At 72.2% G+C, this 21,976-nt stretch carries 17 protein-coding genes; 12 read left to right on the plus strand and 5 right to left on the minus strand.

Going from position 1 to position 21,976, the window contains the following annotated elements; translation table 11 throughout:
* A partial coding sequence (locus tag ACWGUG_RS13525) for a thioredoxin domain-containing protein (RefSeq protein ID WP_452324980.1) occupies positions 1-1,496 on the minus strand: 1,496 nt, incomplete at its 3' end.
* Between the two features lie 26 nt (positions 1,497-1,522).
* Positions 1,523-2,359 carry an aldo/keto reductase gene (locus tag ACWGUG_RS13530; protein ID WP_336396508.1) on the minus strand — a complete coding sequence of 279 codons (837 nt, stop codon included), beginning with the start codon at positions 2,357-2,359 and terminating at the stop codon, positions 1,523-1,525.
* A gap of 89 nt (positions 2,360-2,448) precedes the next feature.
* On the opposite strand from ACWGUG_RS13530, the gene hrpA reads away from it, so the two are divergent.
* The 12 genes from hrpA to ACWGUG_RS13590 all read left to right on the plus strand — a co-directional run bounded on the left by hrpA (position 2,449) and on the right by ACWGUG_RS13590 (position 18,942).
* Entirely contained in the window at positions 2,449-6,423 is a 3,975-nt protein-coding gene (hrpA, locus tag ACWGUG_RS13535; protein WP_452324981.1) for an ATP-dependent RNA helicase HrpA, read from the plus strand.
* A gap of 81 nt (positions 6,424-6,504) precedes the next feature.
* Positions 6,505-7,446: a quinone oxidoreductase family protein gene (locus ACWGUG_RS13540; protein ID WP_452324982.1), complete on the plus strand. Its 942-nt coding sequence runs from the start codon at positions 6,505-6,507 to the stop codon at positions 7,444-7,446.
* Positions 7,447-7,528: 82 nt separating this feature from the next.
* Positions 7,529-8,914 carry an O-acetylhomoserine aminocarboxypropyltransferase/cysteine synthase family protein gene (locus ACWGUG_RS13545; RefSeq protein WP_452324983.1) on the plus strand — a complete coding sequence of 462 codons (1,386 nt, stop codon included), beginning with the start codon at positions 7,529-7,531 and terminating at the stop codon, positions 8,912-8,914.
* Between the two features lie 29 nt (positions 8,915-8,943).
* A complete protein-coding gene (locus ACWGUG_RS13550; RefSeq protein ID WP_336396512.1) occupies positions 8,944-9,936 on the plus strand; it encodes a Gfo/Idh/MocA family protein in 993 nt (330 codons plus the stop codon).
* Position 9,937: 1 nt separating this feature from the next.
* Positions 9,938-10,801, plus strand: coding sequence for an NYN domain-containing protein (locus tag ACWGUG_RS13555; protein WP_336396513.1), 864 nt, complete (start codon positions 9,938-9,940; stop codon positions 10,799-10,801).
* A gap of 63 nt (positions 10,802-10,864) precedes the next feature.
* Positions 10,865-12,067 (plus strand): ROK family transcriptional regulator, encoded by a 1,203-nt coding sequence (locus ACWGUG_RS13560; RefSeq protein ID WP_336396514.1) that lies wholly within the window; start codon positions 10,865-10,867, stop codon positions 12,065-12,067.
* Complete coding sequence (locus ACWGUG_RS13565) at positions 12,064-13,173, plus strand: substrate-binding domain-containing protein (RefSeq protein ID WP_336396515.1); 1,110 nt, start codon at positions 12,064-12,066, stop codon at positions 13,171-13,173. Before ACWGUG_RS13560 ends, ACWGUG_RS13565 begins: the two co-directional genes overlap by 4 nt.
* 54 nt (positions 13,174-13,227) lie before the next feature.
* Positions 13,228-14,145, plus strand: a complete 918-nt coding sequence (locus ACWGUG_RS13570) for an ATP-binding cassette domain-containing protein (protein ID WP_452324984.1) — start codon at positions 13,228-13,230, stop codon at positions 14,143-14,145.
* Entirely contained in the window at positions 14,142-15,389 is a 1,248-nt protein-coding gene (locus ACWGUG_RS13575; protein ID WP_452324985.1) for a sugar ABC transporter permease, read from the plus strand. Before ACWGUG_RS13570 ends, ACWGUG_RS13575 begins: the two co-directional genes overlap by 4 nt.
* 294 nt (positions 15,390-15,683) lie before the next feature.
* Positions 15,684-16,775 (plus strand): sugar ABC transporter substrate-binding protein, encoded by a 1,092-nt coding sequence (locus ACWGUG_RS13580; RefSeq protein ID WP_452324986.1) that lies wholly within the window; start codon positions 15,684-15,686, stop codon positions 16,773-16,775.
* 92 nt (positions 16,776-16,867) lie between these two features.
* A complete protein-coding gene (locus tag ACWGUG_RS13585; RefSeq protein ID WP_336396519.1) occupies positions 16,868-17,677 on the plus strand; it encodes an ATP-binding cassette domain-containing protein in 810 nt (269 codons plus the stop codon).
* Positions 17,674-18,942 (plus strand): sugar ABC transporter permease, encoded by a 1,269-nt coding sequence (locus ACWGUG_RS13590; RefSeq protein WP_336396520.1) that lies wholly within the window; start codon positions 17,674-17,676, stop codon positions 18,940-18,942. The genes ACWGUG_RS13585 and ACWGUG_RS13590 overlap by 4 nt, the downstream gene beginning before the upstream one ends.
* Positions 18,943-19,022: 80 nt before the next feature.
* On the opposite strand, the gene ACWGUG_RS13595 is transcribed toward ACWGUG_RS13590, so the two are convergent.
* The 3 genes from ACWGUG_RS13595 to ACWGUG_RS13605 are packed head-to-tail and all read right to left on the minus strand — an operon-like array spanning position 19,023 to position 21,915.
* Positions 19,023-19,730: an NAD-dependent deacylase gene (locus ACWGUG_RS13595; RefSeq protein WP_336396521.1), complete on the minus strand. Its 708-nt coding sequence runs from the start codon at positions 19,728-19,730 to the stop codon at positions 19,023-19,025.
* On the minus strand, positions 19,727-20,347 hold the full coding sequence (locus ACWGUG_RS13600; RefSeq protein ID WP_452324987.1) for a hypothetical protein: 621 nt from the start codon (positions 20,345-20,347) through the stop codon (positions 19,727-19,729). Before ACWGUG_RS13600 ends, ACWGUG_RS13595 begins: the two co-directional genes overlap by 4 nt.
* Before the next feature lie 32 nt (positions 20,348-20,379).
* Positions 20,380-21,915, minus strand: coding sequence for a CitMHS family transporter (locus ACWGUG_RS13605; protein ID WP_452324988.1), 1,536 nt, complete (start codon positions 21,913-21,915; stop codon positions 20,380-20,382).
* Between the last annotated feature and the right edge of the window lie 61 nt (positions 21,916-21,976).

The following is a 21,976-nucleotide window of genomic DNA, read 5'->3' on the forward strand; positions in this document are numbered from 1 at the left end:
CAGCGTGGCGGCGGGGTGGGGCGAGCCGCTCCCCAGGCGGGCATACCGGGCGCGGGCGCGCGCGGCCCCCCCCCCCCCGCGCCCCCCCCCCGGCCGGGGGGGGCGCCCCCCCCCGCCCGCGGCCCCCCGCCCCCCCGGCCCCCCCCGGCGGCGGCACAGGCGTCGACGAGCGCCCGCGCGGTCACGGCGTAGGCGACCTCGCCGGTCGCCGCGGCGAGCGCGAGGAGCCCGGACGCCAGCTGGCCGTGGTCGGCGAGGGTCGCGCGGGCGCGGGAGGGCACCTCGTCCAGCGAGGCCCTCACGAGCCGCCCCTCGGCATCGATGTTCACCTCGAGCACGGCGTCGGCGGCCCACCGCGCCGCCTCGATCCACGACGGCTCGCCCAGCCGGGCGCCGGCGCGGGCCAGTGCGCCGATCGCGAGGCCGTTCCACCCGGTCACCACCTTGCCGTCGACGGCGGGCGCCTCGAGCAGCTCGCGCGCGGTCGCGTCGCGGAGGTAGTAGCCGCCCTCGCTGCGCACGCCGGCGATCCACGACTCCGAGTCCTGCGCGGCGCCGAAGCCGCCGCCGGGCTGCTGCAGGACCTCTGTGAGGAAGCCGGCGACGCCGCGCGCGACGTCCTGGCGGGCGGGTGCCGCGTCCATCGCGACGTCGAGCAGCTGTGCGTTGTCGGTCAGCATGCGCTCGTAGTGCGGCACCGTCCAGTCCGGACGGGTGGCGTAGCGGAAGAACCCGCCCTCGACCCGGTCGCGCAGCTCGGAGGACGCCATCGCCTCCAGCGCCCGGTCGGCGACGGCGGACGCCTCGGGCGCCCTGTCGCGCACGAGGATGGACTGCAGGAACCGCAGCGCCGTCGCGACCGGGAACTTCGGGGCGGGCGCGGCGGGATCGCCGAACCCGCCGTGCCGAGGGTCCTCCCGCGCGGCCAGTGCCACCGCGGCCGCCGCCAGCTCGTCCGCCGTCGGCAGCTCGACGTCACCGGCGGGCGCCGCGGCGCGGACGTCGGCGAGCGCGTCGGCGACGGCGTCCGCGGTCGCATCGATCTGATCGCGGCGCTCGATCCAGGCCTCGCGCACCGCGGCGAGCACCTGGCGGAACGACGGCATGCCCGCGCGGGGCTCGGGCGGGAAGTAGGTGCCGGCGTAGAAGGGGCGCCCCTCGGGCGTGGCGAAGACCGTGAGCGGCCAGCCGAGGCTCTGGGCGAACGCGGCGGCGGCGGCCATGTACGCCGCGTCCACCTCCGGGTGCTCCTCGCGGTCGACCTTGATCGACACGAACCCGGCGTCGAGCTCGGCGGCGGTGCGGTCGTCCTCGAACGACTCGCGAGCCATGACGTGGCACCAGTGACAGGTCGAGTATCCGATCGACACCATGACCGGGACGTCGCGTCGGCGCGCCTCGGCGAACGCCTCCTCGCCCCACGGGAACCACGCGACGGGGTTGCCGGCGTGGGCACGCAGGTAGGGGCTGGTGGCCTCCGCGAGACGCGGGTTCACGGCATCCGCTCCCTCGCCGCTCGTGGTCAGTTCACCTCGTCGGGATGCGCGCTGACGCGGCCCGAGCCGTCGCCCGGGTCCATGGCGTCGATCGCGGCGACCTCATCGGCGGTGAGCTCGAAGTCGAAGACGTCGAGGTTCTCCTCGAGGCGCTCCCGGCGCACCGACTTCGGGAAGACGATGAAGCCCTTCTGCAGGTGCCAGCGCAGCACCGCCTGCGCGGGCGTCTTCGCGTGCGCGGCGGCCGCGGCGGCGACGGGCTCCGCGTCGAACAGGTCGTACTTGCCCTGGCCGAGCGGACCCCACGACTCGATCCGCACGTCGTGCGCTGCGGCCCAGTCGGTGATCTCGCGCTGCTGGTACGCGGGGTGCAGCTCGATCTGGTTCACGGCGGGCACGACCCCCGTGGCGGCGACGATCCGCTCGAGGTGCGGGACCAGGTGGTTGGAGACGCCGATGCTGCGGGTGAGGCCGGCGTCGCGGAGCTCGACCATCTTCTCCCAGGCGTGCACGTAGTCGTCCTTGGCGGGCGTCGGCCAGTGCACGAGGTAGAGGTCGACCTTCTCGAGGCCGAGCTTGCCGAGGCTCTCGCGGATGGCGGCGTGCGGCTCGTCGTCGTGGTGCCGGTCATTCCACAGCTTGGTGGTGATGAAGAGCTCGTCGCGGCCGATCCCGCTCGCCGCGATCGCCTTCCCGACGCCTTCCTCGTTGCCGTAGATGGCGGCCGTGTCGATGTGGCGGTAGCCGACCTCGAGCGCCTCGGCGACGGCCCGCTCGGTGTCGGCGGGCGGGACCTTGAAGACGCCGTAGCCGAGCTGAGGGATCGAGTTGCCGTCGTTGAGGGTCACGCTGGGGACTGTCATGCGTTCAGCCTAGGCGCGTCCGCGCGGGCGCGGCCGGGGAGGCTCCACCCATCGCCGTCAGCGGCTGCGACGGGATACGATCGAAGGCTATGTCTGCGCCCGAGCCCGTCATCTCGTATCCCCCCGAGCTGCCCGTCAGTGCGGCGCGGGAGGAGATCGCGCACGCCATCCGGGATCACCAGGTCGTGATCGTCGCCGGCGCGACGGGCTCGGGCAAGACGACGCAGCTGCCGAAGATCGCGCTGGAGCTCGGTCGCACGCGCATCGCGCACACCCAGCCGCGCCGCATCGCCGCGCGCACGATCGCCGAGCGCATCGCCGAGGAGCTGCGCGTCCCGCTCGGCACGACCGTCGGCTACAAGGTGCGCTTCACCGACAAGGTGTCGGAGGACACCCGGATCGCGCTCCTCACCGACGGCATCCTCCTCAACGAGATCCACCGTGACCGGCTGCTGCGACGGTACGACATGATCATCGTCGACGAGGCGCACGAGCGCTCGCTCAACGTCGACTTCCTCCTGGGGTACCTCCACCGCATCCTGCCCAGGCGGCCCGACCTCAAGGTCGTCATCACCAGCGCCACGATCGACCCCGAGAGCTTCGCGAAGCACTTCGCCCGCGCCGACGGCACGCCCGCGCCGATCATCGAGGTGTCCGGTCGCACGTACCCCGTCGAGGTGCGCTACCGTCCGCCGGCGCAGTCCGGCGACGAGGACTCCGACGACGTGGACGGCATCACCTCGGCCCTGCGCGAGCTCGACCGCGAGCCCGCCGGCGACGTGCTGGTGTTCCTGCCCGGCGAAGCCGAGATCCGCGACGCCGCCGACGCGGTGCGCGGCATGTACGCGAAGGACGCCGCTCCCACCGAGGTGCTCCCGCTCTACGGGCGCCTGTCCTCAGCGGAGCAGCATCGCGTGTTCGAGCCGTCGCGGCTGGCGGGGGTCCGCCGGCGGGTGATCCTCGCCACGAACGTCGCCGAGACCAGCCTCACCGTGCCCGGCATCCGGTACGTCGTCGACACCGGCACGGCGCGCATCTCGCGCTACAGCAACCGCAGCAAGGTGCAGCGCCTGCCGATCGAGCCGGTGTCGCAGGCGTCCGCGCAGCAGCGCTCGGGTCGCGCCGGGCGCACCAGCCCCGGCGTGGCGATCCGCCTGTACGGTGAGGACGACTTCCAGACGCGGCCGGAGTTCACCGAGCCCGAGATCCTGCGGACCAGCCTGGCATCGGTCATCCTGCAGATGCTCTCGCTCGGCTTCGGCGACATCTCGTCGTTCCCGTTCCTCACACCCCCCGACTCCCGCGGTGTGAAGGCCGCGCTCGACCTGCTGATCGAGCTCGGCGCGGTCCGCCCCTCCGGCTCCGGCGCCGGACGCGACCACCCCGCTCTCACCGACATGGGCCGCGAGATCTCGCGTCTGCCCATCGACCCGCGCTTCGCACGTATGCTCGTCGAGGCGCGCCGCAGCGGCGTGCTGCGCGACGTGCTGGCGATCGTCGCGGGCCTGTCGATCCAGGACGTCCGCGAGCGGCCGGAGGAGCGGCGCGAGGAGGCCGACCGGCTCCACGCCCGGTTCACCGACCCGTCGAGCGACTTCCTGAGCCTGCTGAACCTCTGGAACCACCTGCAGGAGAAGCAGGCCGAGCTCGGCTCCAGCGCCTTCCGGCGCCTGTGCCGTGCCGAGCACCTGAACTACGTGCGCGTGCGCGAATGGGCCGACGTCCATCGTCAGCTGAGCGCGCTCGTGAACGCGCCACGCGCGTCGACCCGCGCGGGTGCGGGCGGTGCGGTCGCCGACCCCGACGAGATCCACAAGGCGATCCTGTCGGGTCTGCTGTCGCAGCTCGGCATCCTCGACGAGCGCACCGCCAGCGCCTCCGCCCGTGGACGGGGCGGGTCGGAGCGCTCCGACCGCGCCGAGCAGCGGCGCGGCGCCGAGTACGTCGGCTCGCGCGGCACGCGCTTCGCGATCTTCCCCGGCTCCGGGCTGAAGAAGAAGCGGCCGAGCGCCGTGATGGCCGCCGAGGTCGTCGAGACCAGCCGCCTCTTCGCGCGCACCGTCGCCGCGATCGATCCCGCGTGGGCCGAGCCGCTCGCGGGCGATCTGGCGAAGCGCTCGCTCAGCGAGCCGCACTGGTCGAAGGCGTCGGGAGCGGCATCCGCCTACGAGAAGGTCACGCTCTTCGGCCTCGAGATCATTCCGAAGCGCCGGGTGCAGCTCGCCCGGTTCGACCGCCCCTTCGCGCGCGAGCTGTTCGTGCGGCACGCGCTCGTCGAGGGCGAGTGGGACTCGTCGCACCTCGACAAGCGGCTGACCGCCTTCGAACGACGCAATCTCGAGCTGCGGCGCCGCCTGGAGAAGATCGAGGAGCGCGAGCGCCGCCGCGACATCCTGGTCGGCGACGAGGCGGTGTTCCGGTTCTACGACGCACGGATCCCACGCGACGTGTTCGACGCCCGGTCGTTCGAGGCGTGGTGGAAGGAGGCGTCGGCCCGCACGCCGCGACTTCTGGACATGACCGAGGCCGACCTCGTCGACGAGGGCTCCCGCGGCGACGAGCGCGACTTCCCTGCGCGCTGGACGCAGGGCGACCAGGTGATCTCGCTGGCCTACCGCTTCGAGCCCGGCGCACCCGACGACGGCGTCACGGCCGTGGTGCCGCTCGCGCTGCTCGCACAGCTGCGACCGGACGGGTTCGACTGGCAGGTGCCCGGCATGCGGGACGAGCTCATCACCGCGCTGCTGCGGTCGCTTCCCAAGGCCATCCGCCGGCACGTCGTGCCCGCCGCCGACTGGGCGGCGACGTTCGCCACGGATCTGGCGGGGCAGGGCCCCGAGGCGCACGACGGCTTGCCGCCGCTGCCGCTGCGCCAGGCGCTCGCCGCCCGCATCCAGCGGGTCGCGAACCAGCCCGTCACCGCGGAGGACTTCGAGCTCGACCGCGTCCCGGCGCATCTGCAGGTCTCGTTCCGCGCGGTCGACGAGCGCGGACGCACCGTGGGCTCGGACCGCGACCTCCGGTCGCTGCAGGAGCGCCTGTCGGACCGGGTCCGCGCGTCCGTCTCGAAGTCGCTCACCGCCCGGGCCGCGTCGACCAGACCGGGCCCCGCGGCGTCGATGGCCGCTGCAGCCCCGCGCGCGGCCGGCCCGGGCGCGGCGAACGGCGCGGCCGGTGTGCAGGCCTCGCCGGGCTTCGCCGAGCGCGCGGGCCTGACCGAGTGGAGCTTCGGAGACCTCCCCGACGTGGTCGACACCAGAGTGGCCGGCGGCGTCGTGCGCGGGTACCCCGCCATCGTCGACGAGGGACCGACGGTCGCGCTCCGGATCGAGGCGACCCCGGAAGCGGCAGCACGGGAGACGCGGCAGGGCGTGCGCCGGCTGGTGCTGCTGTCGGTCGCCTCGCCGGCGGCGTACGTGCTCGAGCACCTCACCTCCGCGGAGAAGCTCGCGCTCGCGGCATCTCCGTACCCGTCCGCCAAGGCGCTCATCGAGGACTGCCGGGTGGCCGTCGCCGACGCGGTGATCGCCCGGACGGCGCACGACGGCACGGTGCGCACCCGGGCACGGTTCGAGGAGGTGCGCGACGCGCTGTCGGCCGTCGTCGTCGACGAGCTGTTCCAGACGGTGTCCCTCGCCGCGCGCATCCTCACCGCGGCCCGCGAGGTGGAGCGGACGATGCGCGATGCGAACTCGCTGACGCTGCTGGGGGCGCTGGGCGACGTGAAGGGCCAGCTCGCCGGGCTCGTGTTCCCGGGCTTCGCCGCCCGGACGGGGACCGACCGGCTCGCCCACGTCCCCCGCTACCTGCGCGGCGCGCGGGACCGGGTGCGCGCGCTGTCCGACAACCCCGGCCGCGACCGCCAGCGCATGACCGAGTTCGAGCGCGCGGCCGCGCTGTTCGCCGACGCGGGGGGCACGATCCCGCCGGCAGAGGACGCGCCGCCCTCCCTCGTGCACGCGCGCTGGCTGCTCGAGGAGTACCGCGTCAGCCTCTTCGCGCAGACGCTGGGAACGGCGGAGCCGGTGTCGCTGCAGCGGATCCAGAAGGCGCTGCGCGGCTGAGCGACCCAGTCGCCCGCACATTTGACAGGCTGGGAGTCCCGACGACGCCGACGACCGCCGCGAGACAGGAGCTCTGCCGACATGACCACCGCGATCGCTTACACCGAGTTCGGCGCCCCCGACGTCCTGCGCGTGATCGAGGCACCCGACCCGGTGCCCGGGCCGGGAGAAGTCGCCGTCGAGGTGACGGCGGCGGGGGTCAACCCGATCGACGTCAAGCTCCGCAGCGGCGTGCGCACGTCCGCGCCCATCACTACGCCGCGCCGGGTCGGCAGCGACGGCGCCGGCGTGGTCACCGCGGTGGGCGAGGGCGTCGACGGCTTCCGCGCCGGCGACCCCGTGGTGTTCGCCGGCGCCTCGGGCGCGTACGCGAGAGACGTCGTCGTCGGGGCCGGGCACCTCTTCCGGCGACCGCCGCAGGTGAGCGCCGCCGAGGGCGCGGCGCTGGGCATCCCCGTCGGCACGGCCTATCAGACGCTGCGCTCGCTCGGCGTCGGCTCCGGCGACACGCTGCTCGTGCACGGCGGCTCGGGCGCCGTCGGCCAGGCGCTGATCCAGTACGCGGTGCTCTGGGGCGCGACGGTGATCGCCACGTCGTCCGAGCGCCGGTTCGAGCGCGTGCGCGCGCTGGGCGGCATCCCCATCGCCTACGGGGACGGGCTCGCCGACCGTGTCAGGGAGGCTGCTCCCCGGGGTGTGACGGTCGCGATCGACGCCGCAGGCACCGACGAGGCCCTGCAGACCTCGATCGGGCTGGTCCCGGATCGCGACCGCGTCGCGACACTCGTCCGCGGACGGGATGCGCCCGGCCTCGGCATCCGCGCCTTCTCCGGCGGTTCGCCCGTGCCGCTCACCGCGCAGCAGCAGGCGTGGCGGATCGAGGCCGTGCCGGTGACGCTCGCGCTGCTCGCCGCAGGCGCGTTCTCCGTCGAGCTCGGCCCCTCCTTCGCCCTCGCGGCGGCCGCCGAGGCCCACCACGCTGTCGAGGCCGGCGTCGACGGCAAGGTCGTCCTCGTCCCCTGACCGCAGGCGCCCACCGCCCGGCGCCGCAACAGTACGACACACGACGCGCGCCGGGCAGCGGTGCGGCCCGACAATGCTCTGTATGCCCGAATCGGTCTGCGCGTCCGACACGCCCCACGCCGCCCCGCGCTCCTTCGCGACGGCCCAGGTGCAGGCCGGCTTCGTCCCGGGCGTGGCGGAGAACACCGCCGTGCCCTCGATCCACCAGTCCAACGCGTTCGAGTTCCGCTCGCTCAGCGAGGCCCGCGACCTCTTCGCGCTGCGCAAGGACGGCAACATCTACAGCCGGGCGGCCAACCCGACGGTCCTCGTCTTCGAGCGACGCGTCGCCGAGCTCGAGGGCGGGATCGCCGCGGCGGGCGTGTCCTCCGGCCAGGCGGCCGTCGCGGTCGCGCTGCTGGCGCTGGCCAAGCAGGGTGAGCACATCGTCGCCGCACGCCAGCTCTACGGCGGCACGGTCGACCTTCTGAACGACACGTTCGCCGACTGGGGCATCGAGGTGACCTTCGTCGACCAGGACGACCTCGGAGCCTGGCAGGCCGCCATCCGCCCGACCACGCGCGCCCTGTTCGCGGAATCGATCTCGAACCCCATCGCGCAGGTCCTGGATCTGGGCGCCGTCGCGGCGGTCGCACGCCGCGCCGGCGTGCCCCTCGTGATCGACAACACGGTCGCGACGCCCTACCTCCAGCGGGCGAAGGACTTCGGCGCCGACATCGTCGTGCACTCCGCGACCAAGTTCCTCGGCGGCCACGGCACATCGCTGGGCGGTGTGGTGGTCGATCTCGGCACCTTCGATTTCACGGCGGAGCCCGATCGCTGGCCGCAGCTGACGCAGACCTACGCCCGCGTTCCGGACGGCAGCCTCGTCGAGCGGTTCGGCGCCACCGGCTCCCCCTACATCGCGCTCGTGAAGACCAAGTACGTCCACGACCTCGGGCCCTCGCTCTCGGCGTTCAACGCCTTCCAGCTGCTGCAGGGCATCGAGACGCTCGACCTGCGCGTCCAGCGGCACACCTCGAGCGCGCTGACCGTCGCGCGGTTCCTCGAGACGCATCCGGCGGTGGCGCGCGTGCATCACCCCGGCCTGGAGTCCAGCCCGTGGCACCGCAGCGCGCAGACCTACCTGCCGCGGGGCGCGAGCTCGGTGTTCGCGTTCGACCTCCCCTCGTCGGGGGACGACGAGGCGGACTTCCGCCTCGTCGAGGAGGTCATCGCCCGCCTCCAGGTCGTCAAGCTGGTCGCCAACATCGGCGATGCCCGCAGTCTCGTCGCGCACCCGGCGTCGATGACCCACAGCCACATGACGCCCACCCAGCTGGCGGAGGCGCACATCGGCAGCACCACGGTGCGCCTGTCGATCGGCCTGGAGGATCCGCGCGACATCGTGGAGGACCTCGCCCGCGCGCTCGACCCGCTCGTCGTCGCACCGGGGCAGCCCGCGCTCGCCGAGAGCCGCACGCAGTAGGGGGGCGGACGGGGCGATAGCCTCGGTTCATGACTTCCCCCTCGTCCCTGCGCTGGGGCATCCTCGGCCCGGGCGGCATCGCCCGCGCTTTCACGAGCGACCTCCGCACCGCCGGACTGGACGTCGCCGCCGTCGGGTCGCGCCGGCAGCAGACCGCCGACGCCTTCGCCGCCGACTTCGGCATCCCCCGCGCCCACGGCTCGTACGAGGACCTGGTCGCCGATCCCGACGTCGACATCGTGTACGTCGCGACGCCGCATCCGATGCACGCGGCGAACGCGCTGCTGGCCATCGAGGCCGGCAAGCATGTGCTGGTGGAGAAGCCGTTCACGCTGAACGCCGCCGAGGCCGCGGAGGTCCGCGACGCCGCCGCAGCCAGAGGCGTGCTCGCGATGGAGGCGATGTGGACCCGCTACCTCCCGCACATGGTCCGCATCCGCGAGCTCATCGCATCCGGCGCCCTCGGCGAGGTGCGCGCCGTCATCGCCGATCACACGCAGCTCCTGCCGGACGACCCGGCGCACCGCATCAACGCCCTCGAGCTCGGGGGCGGCGCGCTGCTGGACCTCGGCATCTACCCGATCTCGTTCGCGTGGGACGTCCTGGGCGCCCCGCTGTCGATCGCGGCCTCGGCACGCCTCGGCGACGCCGGCTCCGACACCGAGGTCGCCACCGTCATGGCGCACGAGTCGGGCGCGATCTCGACGTCGCTGTCGGCATCGCGTGCGGCGGGTCCCAACACGGCCACGGTGATCGGCACGCAGGCCCGCATCGAGATCGACCGGGTGTGGTACTCCGCGACGTCGTTCCGCGTGGTCGGACCCGACGGAGCGGTCCGCGAGGAGTACCGCTCCGACATCGACGGACGCGGGATGCAGTACCAGGCGCTCGCCGCCGAGCGCGTGATCGGCGAGGGACGCACCGACTCCGACATCCTGCCGATCGACGAGACGGTCGCGATCATGGAGACCCTCGACGAGATCCGCGAGCTCGTCGGCGTGCGCTACCCCGGGGAGGAGTGAAGTGGCCGAACTGCAGAACGCCCGCGTGGCGGTCTACCTGGACTTCGACAACATCGTCATGTCCTGGTACGACCGCGTGCACGGCAAGAACTCGTACTCGCGCGATCGGCAGAAGATCTCGGCGGGCGGCTCGGACCCCGAGATCGCCGAGCGCCTGACCGCCGCCACCATCGACGTCGGAGCCATCATCGACTACGCCACGTCGTTCGGGACCCTCGTGCTCACCCGCGCCTATGCCGACTGGTCCGCGCCGGTCAACGCGGAGTACCGCTCGCAGCTCGTCGCGCGGGCGGTCGACCTGGTGCAGCTCTTCCCCGCCGCGGCCTACGCCAAGAACGGCGCGGACATCCGCCTCGCCGTGGACGCCGTCGAAGACATGTTCCGGCTGCCGGATCTCACCCACGTCGTCATCGTCGCGGGCGACTCCGACTACGTGCCGCTCGCCCAGCGCTGCAAGCGCCTCGGCCGGTTCGTCGTGGGCGTGGGCGTCGCCGGCTCGACGGCGAAGTCGCTGGCGGCGGCGTGCGACCAGTTCGACTCGTACGACGCCCTGCCAGGTGTGGCAGGACCCCCGGAGGACAAGAAGGATGCCGCGCCGCAGCGTCGTCGCAGCAGGAAAGCCGCGGCGGACCCGGCGGGCTCGCTGCTGGAGCGCGCGCTGCGCCTGGAGAGCGACAAGGACGACGTCGAGTGGCAGCACGCGTCCGCGGTCAAGAGCCTCATCAAGCGACTCGACCCGTCCTTCAGCGAGAAGGCTCTCGGCCACCGGAGCTTCTCGGAGTTCGTGAAGGCGCATACGGACGTCGCGGAAGTCGACGAATCCGGCAACATCGTGCTCATCCGCCTCGCCGAAGGGCGCCGCTGACCGGCAGGTCCACCGGCGATTGCCGCCCGACCTGCGAAATCGGGGGTCCGCTACAGTGAAGCTGTGGCACGCCGTAACGCCCCGCCGGGCTCGCAGACCTCGCTGCGCGAGGCCAACCGCGCGCGCGTCGTCGAGTCGCTCAAGCGCCACGGCCGTCTGACGCAGATCGAGCTCGCCGGCAGCACCGGCCTGTCTCCGGCGACGGTCTCCAACATCGTCAAGGAGCTGACCGCGTCGGGCCTGCTCCACACGTCCTTCACCACCAGCAGCGGCCGCCGCGCCACGCTGGTGTCCCTCGCCCGCCGCCTCGGCCTCGTCGCCGGCGTGCACTACAGCTCCCGCCACCTTCACATCGCGATCGCCGACACCGCGCGCACCATCGTGACGCAGTCGTCGCTTCCGCTCCCCCTCGACCATCGCCATGACTCCGAGCTCGACCGGCTGGCGCTCCTGCTGGGCGACATGATGGAGTCGCTCGGAAGCACGCTCACCGACCTCCTGGCGGTGGGATTGGCGCTGCCTGCGCCGATCGACCCGCGTACGGGCATGGTCTCGACCCCGGGTCTGCTGCGCGGCTGGGAGGGCGTGGACGTCGCCGAGAGCCTGTCCGCGCGCATCGGGCGGCCGGTCTACGTCGACAGCGAGGCCAACCTGGGCGGGCTCGCCGAGGCGCGCGAGGGGAACGGCCGCGCGGCCGCATCCAGCGTCTTCATCCGCGTCGGCCACACGATCAGCGCCGGTCTCATCGTCGACGGCGACCTCTTCCGGGGCGTCAACGGCAAGGCAGGGCAGATCGGGCACGTGACGCTCGACGAGAACGGGCCGATCTGCCGCTGCAGCAACCGCGGGTGCCTCGAGACGTACGCCGGCGGGCCGGCGCTGCTGTCGCTCTTCCCGCCGAGCGAGGGCATGCACCGCCTCGGCGACCTGCTGCAGGCGGCCGAGACCGGCGACGGCGCCGCCCGGCGCGTCATCGCCGACGCCGGACGCCACATCGGCATCGCCGCGGCGAGCCTGTGCAACCTCGTCGACCCCGGGCTCATCGTGATCGGCGGCGAGCTGGGCCAGGCCGGCGAGATCCTCATGGCGCCGATGCGCCATGCCCTCGAGCGCACGGCGCTCGCGTCCGCCGACGGCCTCCCCGAGATCGTCGGGGCTTCGTTCGGCGAGTGGGCGGAGTCGCGCGGGGCGATCGCGATCGCCCTCGATCACGTCACGGTCGACGCACAGCTGCCGAGCGCGCCGTCGCTGCCCATCACCGCGTGAGCGTACCCATGCGCGGCATGCACCCCCACGGGTCGCGGCAGGGCCGCACCCGGCGCAGCGCAGCGGTCGCGGCATCCGCTCTCCTCCTCCTCGCCGCGCTGCTGGCGGCGTGCACGACGTCGCCCGCGCCGGGGCGCGCCCCCTCCGACGACACCGTCGCCCTGCTGCTGCCCGATGCGAAGACCGCGCGGTACGAGACGTTCGACCGCCCGCTGTTCGAGGCGCGGATCGCCGAGCTCGGCGACTACCGCGTCCTGTACGCCAACGCCGACCAGGACGCCGCGAAGCAGCAGCAGCAGGCCGAGTCCGCCCTCACCGCGGGGGCCGGCGTGCTCGTGCTCGACCCGGTCGACGCGAACGCCGCCGTCAGCATCGTGACCTCGGCGAACGCGAAGGGGGTGCCGGTGATCTCGTACGACCGCCTCGTGGCCGGCGGCGACCTGGCGTACTACATCTCGTTCGACAACGAGAAGGTCGGCGTCCTGCAGGCGGAGGCGTTCGTCGAGGGCGTGCGGGCCAACGGCGAGGACGGCGGCATCCTCATGGTCAACGGCTCGCCCACCGACAGCAACGCCGCGCTGTTCAAGCGGGGGGCGCACAGCATCATCGACGAGAGCGGGCTGCGCGTCCTCGCCGAGTACGACACCCCCGGCTGGAGCCCGGAGAAGGCCCAGGAGTGGGTGTCGGGCCAGATCGCGCAGCACGGCGACGCGATCACCGGGGTCTACGCCGCCAACGACGCCACGGCCGGGGGCGCGATCGCGGCGCTGCGCGTCGCCGACGTCGATCCCCTCCCGATCGTGACGGGACAGGATGCCGAGCTCTCGGCGATCCAGCGGATCCTCACCGGCGACCAGCACATGACCGTCTACAAGGCGATCAAGCCGCAGGCGGAGCTCGCCGCCGAGGTCGCCGTGAAGCTGCTGAACGGCGAGGAGGTGACGGCGCCGATGGAGATCGACGGGACGCCGGCGACGCTGCTCGACCCCGTCGCCGTCACCGTCGACGACATCATGGGCACCGTCGTCGCCGACGGCTTCTGGTCCGTCGACGACATCTGCACCCCCGCCTACGCCGATGCGTGCGAAGCCGCGGGGATCGGGTAGGGTCCTGTCTCTGGCGGCGAACGGCCGGGACGCGATGATGGGGACGGGGCGAGGATGTCGGTGACGCACCCGCGGACGGGAAGGCCGCGCGAGCGCGTGCTCACCATGCGCGGCATCGGCAAGCACTTCGGCGCCGTCAAGGCGCTCACCGACGTGGACTTCTGGGTCAACGAGGGCGAGGTGGTCGCCCTCGTCGGCGACAACGGCGCGGGCAAGTCCACGCTGGTCAAGGTGCTCGCCGGGGTCCATCCGCCGGATGCGGGGACCCTCGAGTTCGACGGCGAGCCGGTCGACATCCACTCCCCCGCGGACGCGCAGGAGCTCGGCATCGAGACGATCTTCCAGGACCTCGCGCTGTGCGACAACCTCGACGTCGTGGCGAACCTGTGGCTCGGGCGCGAGCTGCGCGACGGCGCCACCCTCGACGAGGTGGGCATGGAGCAGCGCACCTGGACGCTGCTGCGCGAGCTGTCGGCCAAGATCCCCTCGGTCCGGGTGCCGGTGGCGTCGCTGTCCGGCGGGCAGCGGCAGACCGTCGCGATCGCGCGGTCTCTCATCGGCGAGCCGCGCGTGGTCATCCTCGACGAGCCCACCGCGGCGCTCGGGGTGGCGCAGACGGCGGAGGTCCTCAATCTCATCGAGCGTCTGCGCGAACGCGGCCACGGCGTCATCCTCATCAGCCACAACATGGCCGACGTCATGGCGGTCGCCGACCGCGTCGTCGTGCTGCGGCTCGGACGCAACAACGGCGTCTACAACGTCGCCGACGTCACGAGCGAGATCCTCATCGCGGCCATCACCGGCGCCGCCGACCACTCCGCGCTCCGGCGCACGCCGGATCGCGGCACGGCGCCGCCGCCTCCCGTGGACGAGCCGCAGGTCGAGACCGAGACGGCCGGGGGCACGGTGATCCGGATGCCCCGACGCGGGTCGCGGCGGCCGCCGCGGCCCCGCGGGGAGGGGACGCGATGAGCGCGCGCGGCGACGAGCGTCTGGCCGAGCCGCTCCCCGAGGAGCGCGTGCTCAGCGGCAGCGGGCTCCGCCACGCGTGGGAGGGGTTCGTCGCCCGGATCCGCGAGGGCGAGCTGGGCACGCTGCCGGTCGTCCTGGGGATCGCGGTGATCTGGACGGTGTTCCAGCTTCTGAACCCGGTGTTCCTCTCCAGCGAGAACCTCGTGAACCTCACGATGCAGTGCGCCGCGATCGGCACGATCGCCCTCGGCGTGGTGCTGGTGCTGCTGGTGGGCGAGATCGACCTCTCCGTGGGATCGGTGTCGGGCTTGGCGGCGGCCGTGCTCGCGGTCACGTTCGTGCAGCTGCAGTGGAACCCCATCATCGCCGTCCTCGCGGGCATGGCCATCGGCTGTCTCGTCGGCCTGCTCTACGGCTACCTGTTCACCAGGTTCGGCCTGCCCAGCTTCGTCATCACGCTCGCCGGCCTGCTCGGCTTCCTCGGCCTGCAGCTGTGGGTGCTCGGCGAGACAGGCTCCATCGCCATCCCGTTCGACTCGTGGCTGGTGCAGTTCGCCCAGCAGCTGTTCCTTCCGCCCTGGGCGTCGTACGTCCTCGCCGTGGTGGCGGCGGGCGCGTTCGCGTGGTCGCTCGTGCGGCGGGCGCACCGCCGTGCCGCCGCCAACCTCGTCAGCCAGAGCTACGCCGAGATCGCGACCCGGAGCATCGCGCTCCTGGCCTTCCTCCTCGCCGCGACCTGGTACCTGAACCTGTACCGCGGCGTGGGCGTGATGTTCCTGTTCTTCCTCGGGCTCGTCGTCGTGATGAACTTCCTGCTGACGCGCACCCGGTGGGGACGCGCGGTGTACGCCGTCGGCGGTTCCGTCGAGGCCGCCCGTCGCGCCGGCATCCGCGTGAACCGGATCTATCTGTCGGTGTTCGCGATGTGCTCGACGCTCGCCGCCGTCGGCGGCATACTCGCCGCGGCGCGACTGGCCTCGGCCAACCAGAGCTCGGGCACCGGCGACGTCAATCTGAACGCGATCGCGGCCGCGGTCATCGGCGGAACAAGTCTCTTCGGCGGGCGAGGGTCCGCGTTCTCGGCCCTCATCGGCATCGTCGTCATCCAGTCGATCTCGTCGGGCCTGACGCTGCTCAACCTCGACTCTTCTGTGCAGTTCATGGTCACCGGCGTCGTGCTCGTGCTGGCGGTGATCGTCGACTCGCTGTCGCGTCGCACGCGGGCGGCGACCGGTCGGGCGTGACGGGCGAGGGTCGCTCGCTGTCTTCACTTGACGAACACGCTACCGCGGCGTACCGTGCACACTACGTGGAGTCCTGCGCAATCTGCTTCTGATATGCGCATCAGATAAGCATTCTGCACGGAAAGCGCTCTCGCGGCACGGGAACACGAGTGGGGCGATGACCCGGCGTCCCGGCGTTGTCAAAGCGTTATGTTCAAGACTTGACGCCAAGATTCGATCATCGCCATGATCGCTTTCAGCGCGATGCGCACGGGAAGGGACCCGGGCCTCGCTCGCTTCAATGACGAAAGGCGAATGATGAAGAAGTCTTCACTCCTCGCCGTGGCGGCCCTCACGGGCGCGGCCGCGGTGGTGCTGGCGGGATGCGCCGGCGGCAACGGCGACACCGGGGACGGGGGCGACGGCGGCGACGGCGGCGGCGACGCCGCGGGCCGCGCGTGCGTGATCCTCCCCGACGCGGCATCCTCGCCGCGCTGGGAGAACTTCGACCGCAAGTACCTCCAGGAGGGCCTGGAGGGCGCCGGCTTCGACGTCGACATCCAGAACGCCCAGGGCGACGTCAACAAGTACTCGACGATCGCGGACCAGCAGCTCACCCAGGGCTGCGGCGTCATGCTCCTGGTCGACTACCAGGGCGCTGCAGAGGCCGTGGCGGCGAAGGCGAAGGGCGAGGGCATCCCCGTCATCGCCTACGACCGTCCGTTCGAGGGCGCCGACTACTACGTGTCGTTCGACAACGTCGAGGTCGGCCGCCTCGAGGGCCAGACGGTCCTGGACGGACTGGAGGCCGCCGGCAAGGACCCGGCCACTGCTGTCGTGGTGTACATGGGCGGCGACCCGACCGACGGCAACGCGGCCATGTTCAAGGAAGGCGCGGTCGAGGTCATGGAAGGCGCCGGCATCACGCCGGCGGCGGAGCCCCCGGGGGTGTGGGACCAGGCCAAGTCGCAGACCAACTTCGAGCAGGCGCTGACCTCGCTCAACGGCCAGGTCGACGGTGTCTGGGTCGCCAACGACACCAACGCGGCCGGCGTCATCAAGGTGCTGCAGGACAACAACCTCGAGGGCGTCGCCGTCTCGGGACAGGACGCGAACGTCGCGGGCCTGCAGAACATCCTCCTCGGCTGGCAGACCGCCACGGTCTACAAGCCGGTGAAGGACGAGGCCGATGCCGCGGTCGAGACCGCGGTGGCGCTCCTGAACGGCGAGGACGTGACGACCGAGGCCGAGCTCGACGACGGCACGCCGTACATCCAGGTCACCCCGATCCTGGTGGGACCGGAGCAGGTCAAGGACGTCATCGCGGCGGGCGACGCCGAGTACGACGACGTCTGCACGCCGGAAGTGATGGCGGCCTGCGAGGAGTACGGAGTCACCGCAGAGTAGTCGGCGGGCCTGCGGGCTGAACCGCAGGGGCGTCGCGCCGCAGGGCGCGACGCCCCTTCTCGCCGGAACACCGTCATCGCAAGGAAGCGAGCATGTCAGACACACTCACCGCCACAGAGCCGATCATCAAGCTGGTCGGCGTCAAGAAGTCCTTCGGCCCCGTCAGCGTCCTCAAGGGCGTCGACCTCGAAGTCCGCCCCGGCAAGGTCACCGCACTCGTCGGTGACAACGGCGCCGGGAAGTCCACCCTCATCAAGGGCCTCGCCGGCGTGCAGCCGTACGACGAGGGCGAAGTCCTCATCGACGGCCAGCACCGCGACCTCCACGCGCCTCGGGATGCCTCCGGCCTCGGCATCGAGGTCGTCTACCAGGACCTGGCGCTCTGCGACAACCTCGACATCGTGCAGAACATGTTCCTCGGTCGCGAGGAGCTGTCGTTCGGCACGTTCGACGAGGGCCGCATGGAGAAGGAGGCGTCCGACACCCTCCGCTCGCTGTCCGTGCGCACCGTGAAGTCGGTGCGGCAGAAGGTCTCGAGCCTGTCCGGCGGGCAGCGGCAGACCGTCGCGATCGCCCGCGCGGTCCTCAAGAAGGCCCGCGTCGTCATCCTCGACGAGCCGACGGCGGCCCTGGGCGTCGCGCAGACCGAGCAGGTGCTGAACCTGGTCACACGCCTCTCCGAGCAGGGCGTCGCGGTGGTCCTCATCAGCCACAACCTCGCCGACGTCTTCCAGGTCGCCGACGACATCGCGGTGCTGTACCTCGGCCAGATGGTGGCGCAGATCCCGACGAGCCAGACCACGCGCGACGACGTGGTCGGCTACATCACCGGCACCAAGACACCCCAGGGCGTCACGATCCTCGACACCTCGACTGTCCGCACCGAAGGAGGCGTGGAATGACCGCGAATGCGACCCGCACCGAGGCCGCGCCCGATCCCCTCGCGAGCGACCTCATCGGCAGCGGCGTCGAGGGCGGCGTCGGCGACCAGCTCCGGGCGTGGTGGCAGCGCGTGCGCGGCGGCGACATGGGCGCGCTCCCGGCCATCGGCGGGCTCGTCGTCCTGTTCACCCTGTTCTCGATCCTGAGCCCGTTCTTCCTCACCGAGCGCAACTTCGCGAACCTGCTGAACCAGGCCGCGACCCTCGTGGTGCTCGGCATGGCGCTGGTCTTCGTGCTGCTGCTGGGCGAGATCGACCTGTCGGCGGGCGTCACCGGCGGTGTCGGCATGGCCCTGTTCGTGGTGCTCGCCTCGCAGGGCGTCCCGTGGCCGCTGGCGCTGCTGATCGGCTTCGGCTTCGGCTTCCTCACCGGCGCGCTGATAGGTTTCTTCGTCGCCAGGGTCGGCATCCCGTCGTTCGTCGTGACGCTGGGCCTGTTCCTGGGCTTCCAGGGGCTCGCGCTGGTCATCATCGGCCCGGGCGGGCTGTTCCGCCTCGAGGTACCCGAGCTGATCGCGCTGCAGAACGGCAACCTGCCCGTGTGGGGCGGATGGGTGATGCTCGCGATCATGCTCGTCATCTCGGGCGCCACGTCGTTCTGGGACCGCGCGCGCCGCACGCGCGCGGGTGTCCCCAACCGGGCGCTGTCGCTGGTGTGGATCAAGCTGGCCGTCATCGCCGTCATCGGCGGCGTGGTCGTGTTCGTGCTCAACCAGAACCGCGGCCAGTCCGTGGTCGAGGTCGCCGGCGTCCCGATCGTCGTGCCCGTGGTGCTCGCCATCCTGTGGCTCGGCACGTTCCTGCTCGACCGCACCCGGTTCGGCCGCTACATCTACGCCATCGGCGGCAACGCCGAAGCCGCGCGCCGCTCGGGCGTCAAGGTGCGGTGGATCAAGTGGTGGGCGTTCGTCATCTGCTCGAGCCTCGCCGTGTTCTCCGCGCTCCTCAGTGTCGCCCGCGTCGGATCGGTCGACGCGACCGTCGGTCGTGACATCGTGCTCTCGGGTGTCGCCGCGGCGGTCGTCGGCGGCGTCAGCCTCTTCGGCGGCAAGGGGCGTCTGATGCACGCGGCGATCGGCGCGCTCGTGATCGCGACGATCACGAACGGCCTCGGTCTGCTGAACCTCCCCGCGGGGGTCAACCTGCTGGTCACCGGCGGCGTGCTCATCCTCGCCGCGACCGTCGACGCGCTCTCGCGTCTGCGCTCGGGCGGCGGGCGGACGTAGTCCGCACCCGTCGATGCGACGGCGCCAGGTGGAGCAACTCCGCCCGGCGCCGTCGCGTGCCGCCGGTGCGCGCAGCCGGTTCAGCCCGGCTCCGCCCGCCCCTCGACGATCTCGTCCACCCACTGCGGCACCAGCTCGCTCGCCCGGCCGGCGCGCGCATCGTCGAACGGGATGATCGCGTCGCTCGGATCCAGGTTCAGCTCGACCGTGCGAGCGCCGAATGCCGATGCGAGGGCGACGTAGCCGGCGGCGGGATAGACGGCGCCCGACGTGCCGATCGAGACGAACACGTCGCACGCGACGACGGCCTGTTCGATGCGGTCGAGCTCGTACGGCATCTCGCCGAACCAGACCACGTCGGGCCGCAGCATCCGCTCCCCGCACACCGGGCAGGCTGGTCGGCCGATAAGGTCGCCGTCCCACGCCGGGCGCGCGCCGCACGTCAGGCACAGCGCGCGGCGCAGCTCGCCGTGCATGTGCACGAGATTGCGGCTGCCGGCCCGCTCGTGCAGGTCGTCGACGTTCTGCGTCACGAGGAGCAGGTCGTCGGCGATCGCCCCCTCGAGCCTCGCGAGGGCGCGGTGCGCGGCGTTCGGGGCGACGGATGCCAGCGCCCGCCGCCTCGCGTCGTAGAAGGCCAGCACGGTGTCGGGGTCGCGCTCGAACGCCTCGGGCGTCGCGACGTCCTCGACGTCGTGCCCCTCCCACAGCCCGCCGGCATCGCGGAACGTGGGTACGCCGCTCTCGGCCGAGATGCCCGCCCCCGTCAGCACGACGATGCGGGTCACCGCACGGTCCCCGGCGCGACGTGCGAGAGGACCCGCTCCCACACGTCGGCCAGAATGAGGCGCGACTGCGGATCCGACGTCTCGGGGATCATCTCCACGCGGGCCGACGCCAGGCGGTCGCCGAACCAGCGGGCCGCCGGGGCCGCGGCGTCGGGATCGTCCCGTCCGTTGAGGATGAGCGTGGCAGCGGTGACGCCGGCCAGCACCTCGGCGACCTCTGCGCCGCCGAGCTCGGTGTCCGGCCGGGGCACGGCGACGAGCGCCAGGCGGTCGACCCCGGCGCCCAGATGAGCGGCGACGAGGATCGCCACCTCGCCGGCGTCGCCGACGCCGACGACGCCGACGGGACGGTCGTGACGCTCCTCCGCGACGAATCGAGCGATCGTCGCGGCCGTCATCTCGGCCGCCGTCGCCCCGCGATACGCCGCGGGGTCGTCGATGTCGTCGATGGTCAGGCCCACTGCCACGATGCGCGCGTCCCGCCGGGCGGTGAGGTCCGGTCGCGGGTCCGACAGCGTCGAGATGCCCGCCCTGAGCAGGAAGACGGTGCGCTGCGCACCCGGCGCGCCGAAGCTGCGGTGCTCATAGGAGGCGCTGGGCGCCGGTCCCTTGGTCATGCCGCGATCCTACGAGGGGGCGCCCGCGGCGGTCACGCCATCAGAGGAATGGCTCCGACCAGCACCCCGACGGCGAGCATCGCGAGCGAGACCACGCAGGCCCGCCACAGCACCTTCTTGTGGTGATCGCCGAGGTTCACGCTCGCCAGCGAGACCAGCAGCAGGATGGCCGGCACGAGCGGGCTCTGCAGGTGCACCGGCTGGCCGGTGATGGAGGCGCGAGCCATCTCCACCGGCGCGATCCCGAAGTGCTCCGCGCTCTGGGCGAGCACCGGCAGGATGCCGTAGTAGAACGCGTCGTTCGACATGAAGAACGTGAAGGGGATCGACAGGACGCCCGTGATGACCGCGAGGAACGGGCCGAGGGATGCCGGGATCACCGTCGTGATCCACGTCGCCATCGCGTCGACCATGCCGGTGCCGTTGAGCACCCCGACCAGCACGCCGGCGGCGAGCACCATCGACACGACGCCCACGATGCTCGGGGCGTGCGCGACGATCTCGTCGGCCTGCCCCTTGAGCTTGGGGAAGTTGACGACGAGGGCGACGGCGGCGCCCACCATGAAGACGTAGGCGAGCGGGAAGACGTCCAGCACGAGGAGCACCATCACGGCGATCGTGAGCGCCAGGTTGAACCAGATCAGCTTGGGCCGCAGGGACGCCCGGTTCGGGTCGAGGATCGTGTCGGCCATCGCGGTGTCCTCGCGGTCGACGACCGCCGTCGCGACGGGCACTGCGCCGCGTCCGCCGGCGAGCGTCACGATGTTGCCGGTGCGCAGCGTCGCGCGGGCGCCGGGCTTCGCGTCCGAGCCCCGGAAGATGCGCGGACCGGCGAGCACCCCGCCCCCGTCGTCCAGGCGCGACGTGTCGATGCTGCCCAGCCGCTTGCGCTCGGCGAGACCGAGGAACCACGAGAACGCCAGGGCGACGACGACGCCCGCCGCCAGCGACGGCAGCATCGGCACGAAGACATCGGTCGGCTGGAGGCCGAGCGCCGTCGCCGCGCGCACTGTGGGCCCGCCCCACGGCACGATGTTGAGGGTGCCGTTCATCAGCCCGGCGACGCACGTGAGCACGACCGGGCTCATGCCCAGGCGCAGATAGATCGGCAGCATGGCCGAGGTCGTGATGATGAACGTCGTCGACCCGTCGCCGTCGAGCGAGACGGCGCCGGCGAGGAGCGCCGTGCCGAGCACGACCTTCGCCGGATCGTCGCCGAGCAGACGGGTGATCGAGCGGATGAGGGGGTCGAAGAGACCCACGTCGATCATGATGCCGAAGTACATGATGGCGAACATGAGCAGCGCCGCGGTCGGCGCCATGCTGCCGATCGCGTCGAGGATCATGTCGCCCAGTCCGAGTCCCGCACCCGCGAACAGCCCGAACGCGGTCGGCACGACGATGAGCGCCACCATGGGCGTGAGGCGCCTGGTCATGATGAGCGCCATGAACACCAGGACCATCGTGAACCCGAGTGCCACCAGCACCCACTCCGGCGGGACGAACGCGGTCGCGTAGCCCTCCTCCGCCTCGGCGGCCTGGACGATCAGCGAGGCTGCAGCCTGCATGTCGACTCCTTCGTCGTGTCGTGCGTCCGCACCCCTGGGTGCGCGTCCGGACACGTTACGA

The sequence above is a fragment of the Microbacterium sp. NPDC055455 genome (assembly GCF_053619935.1).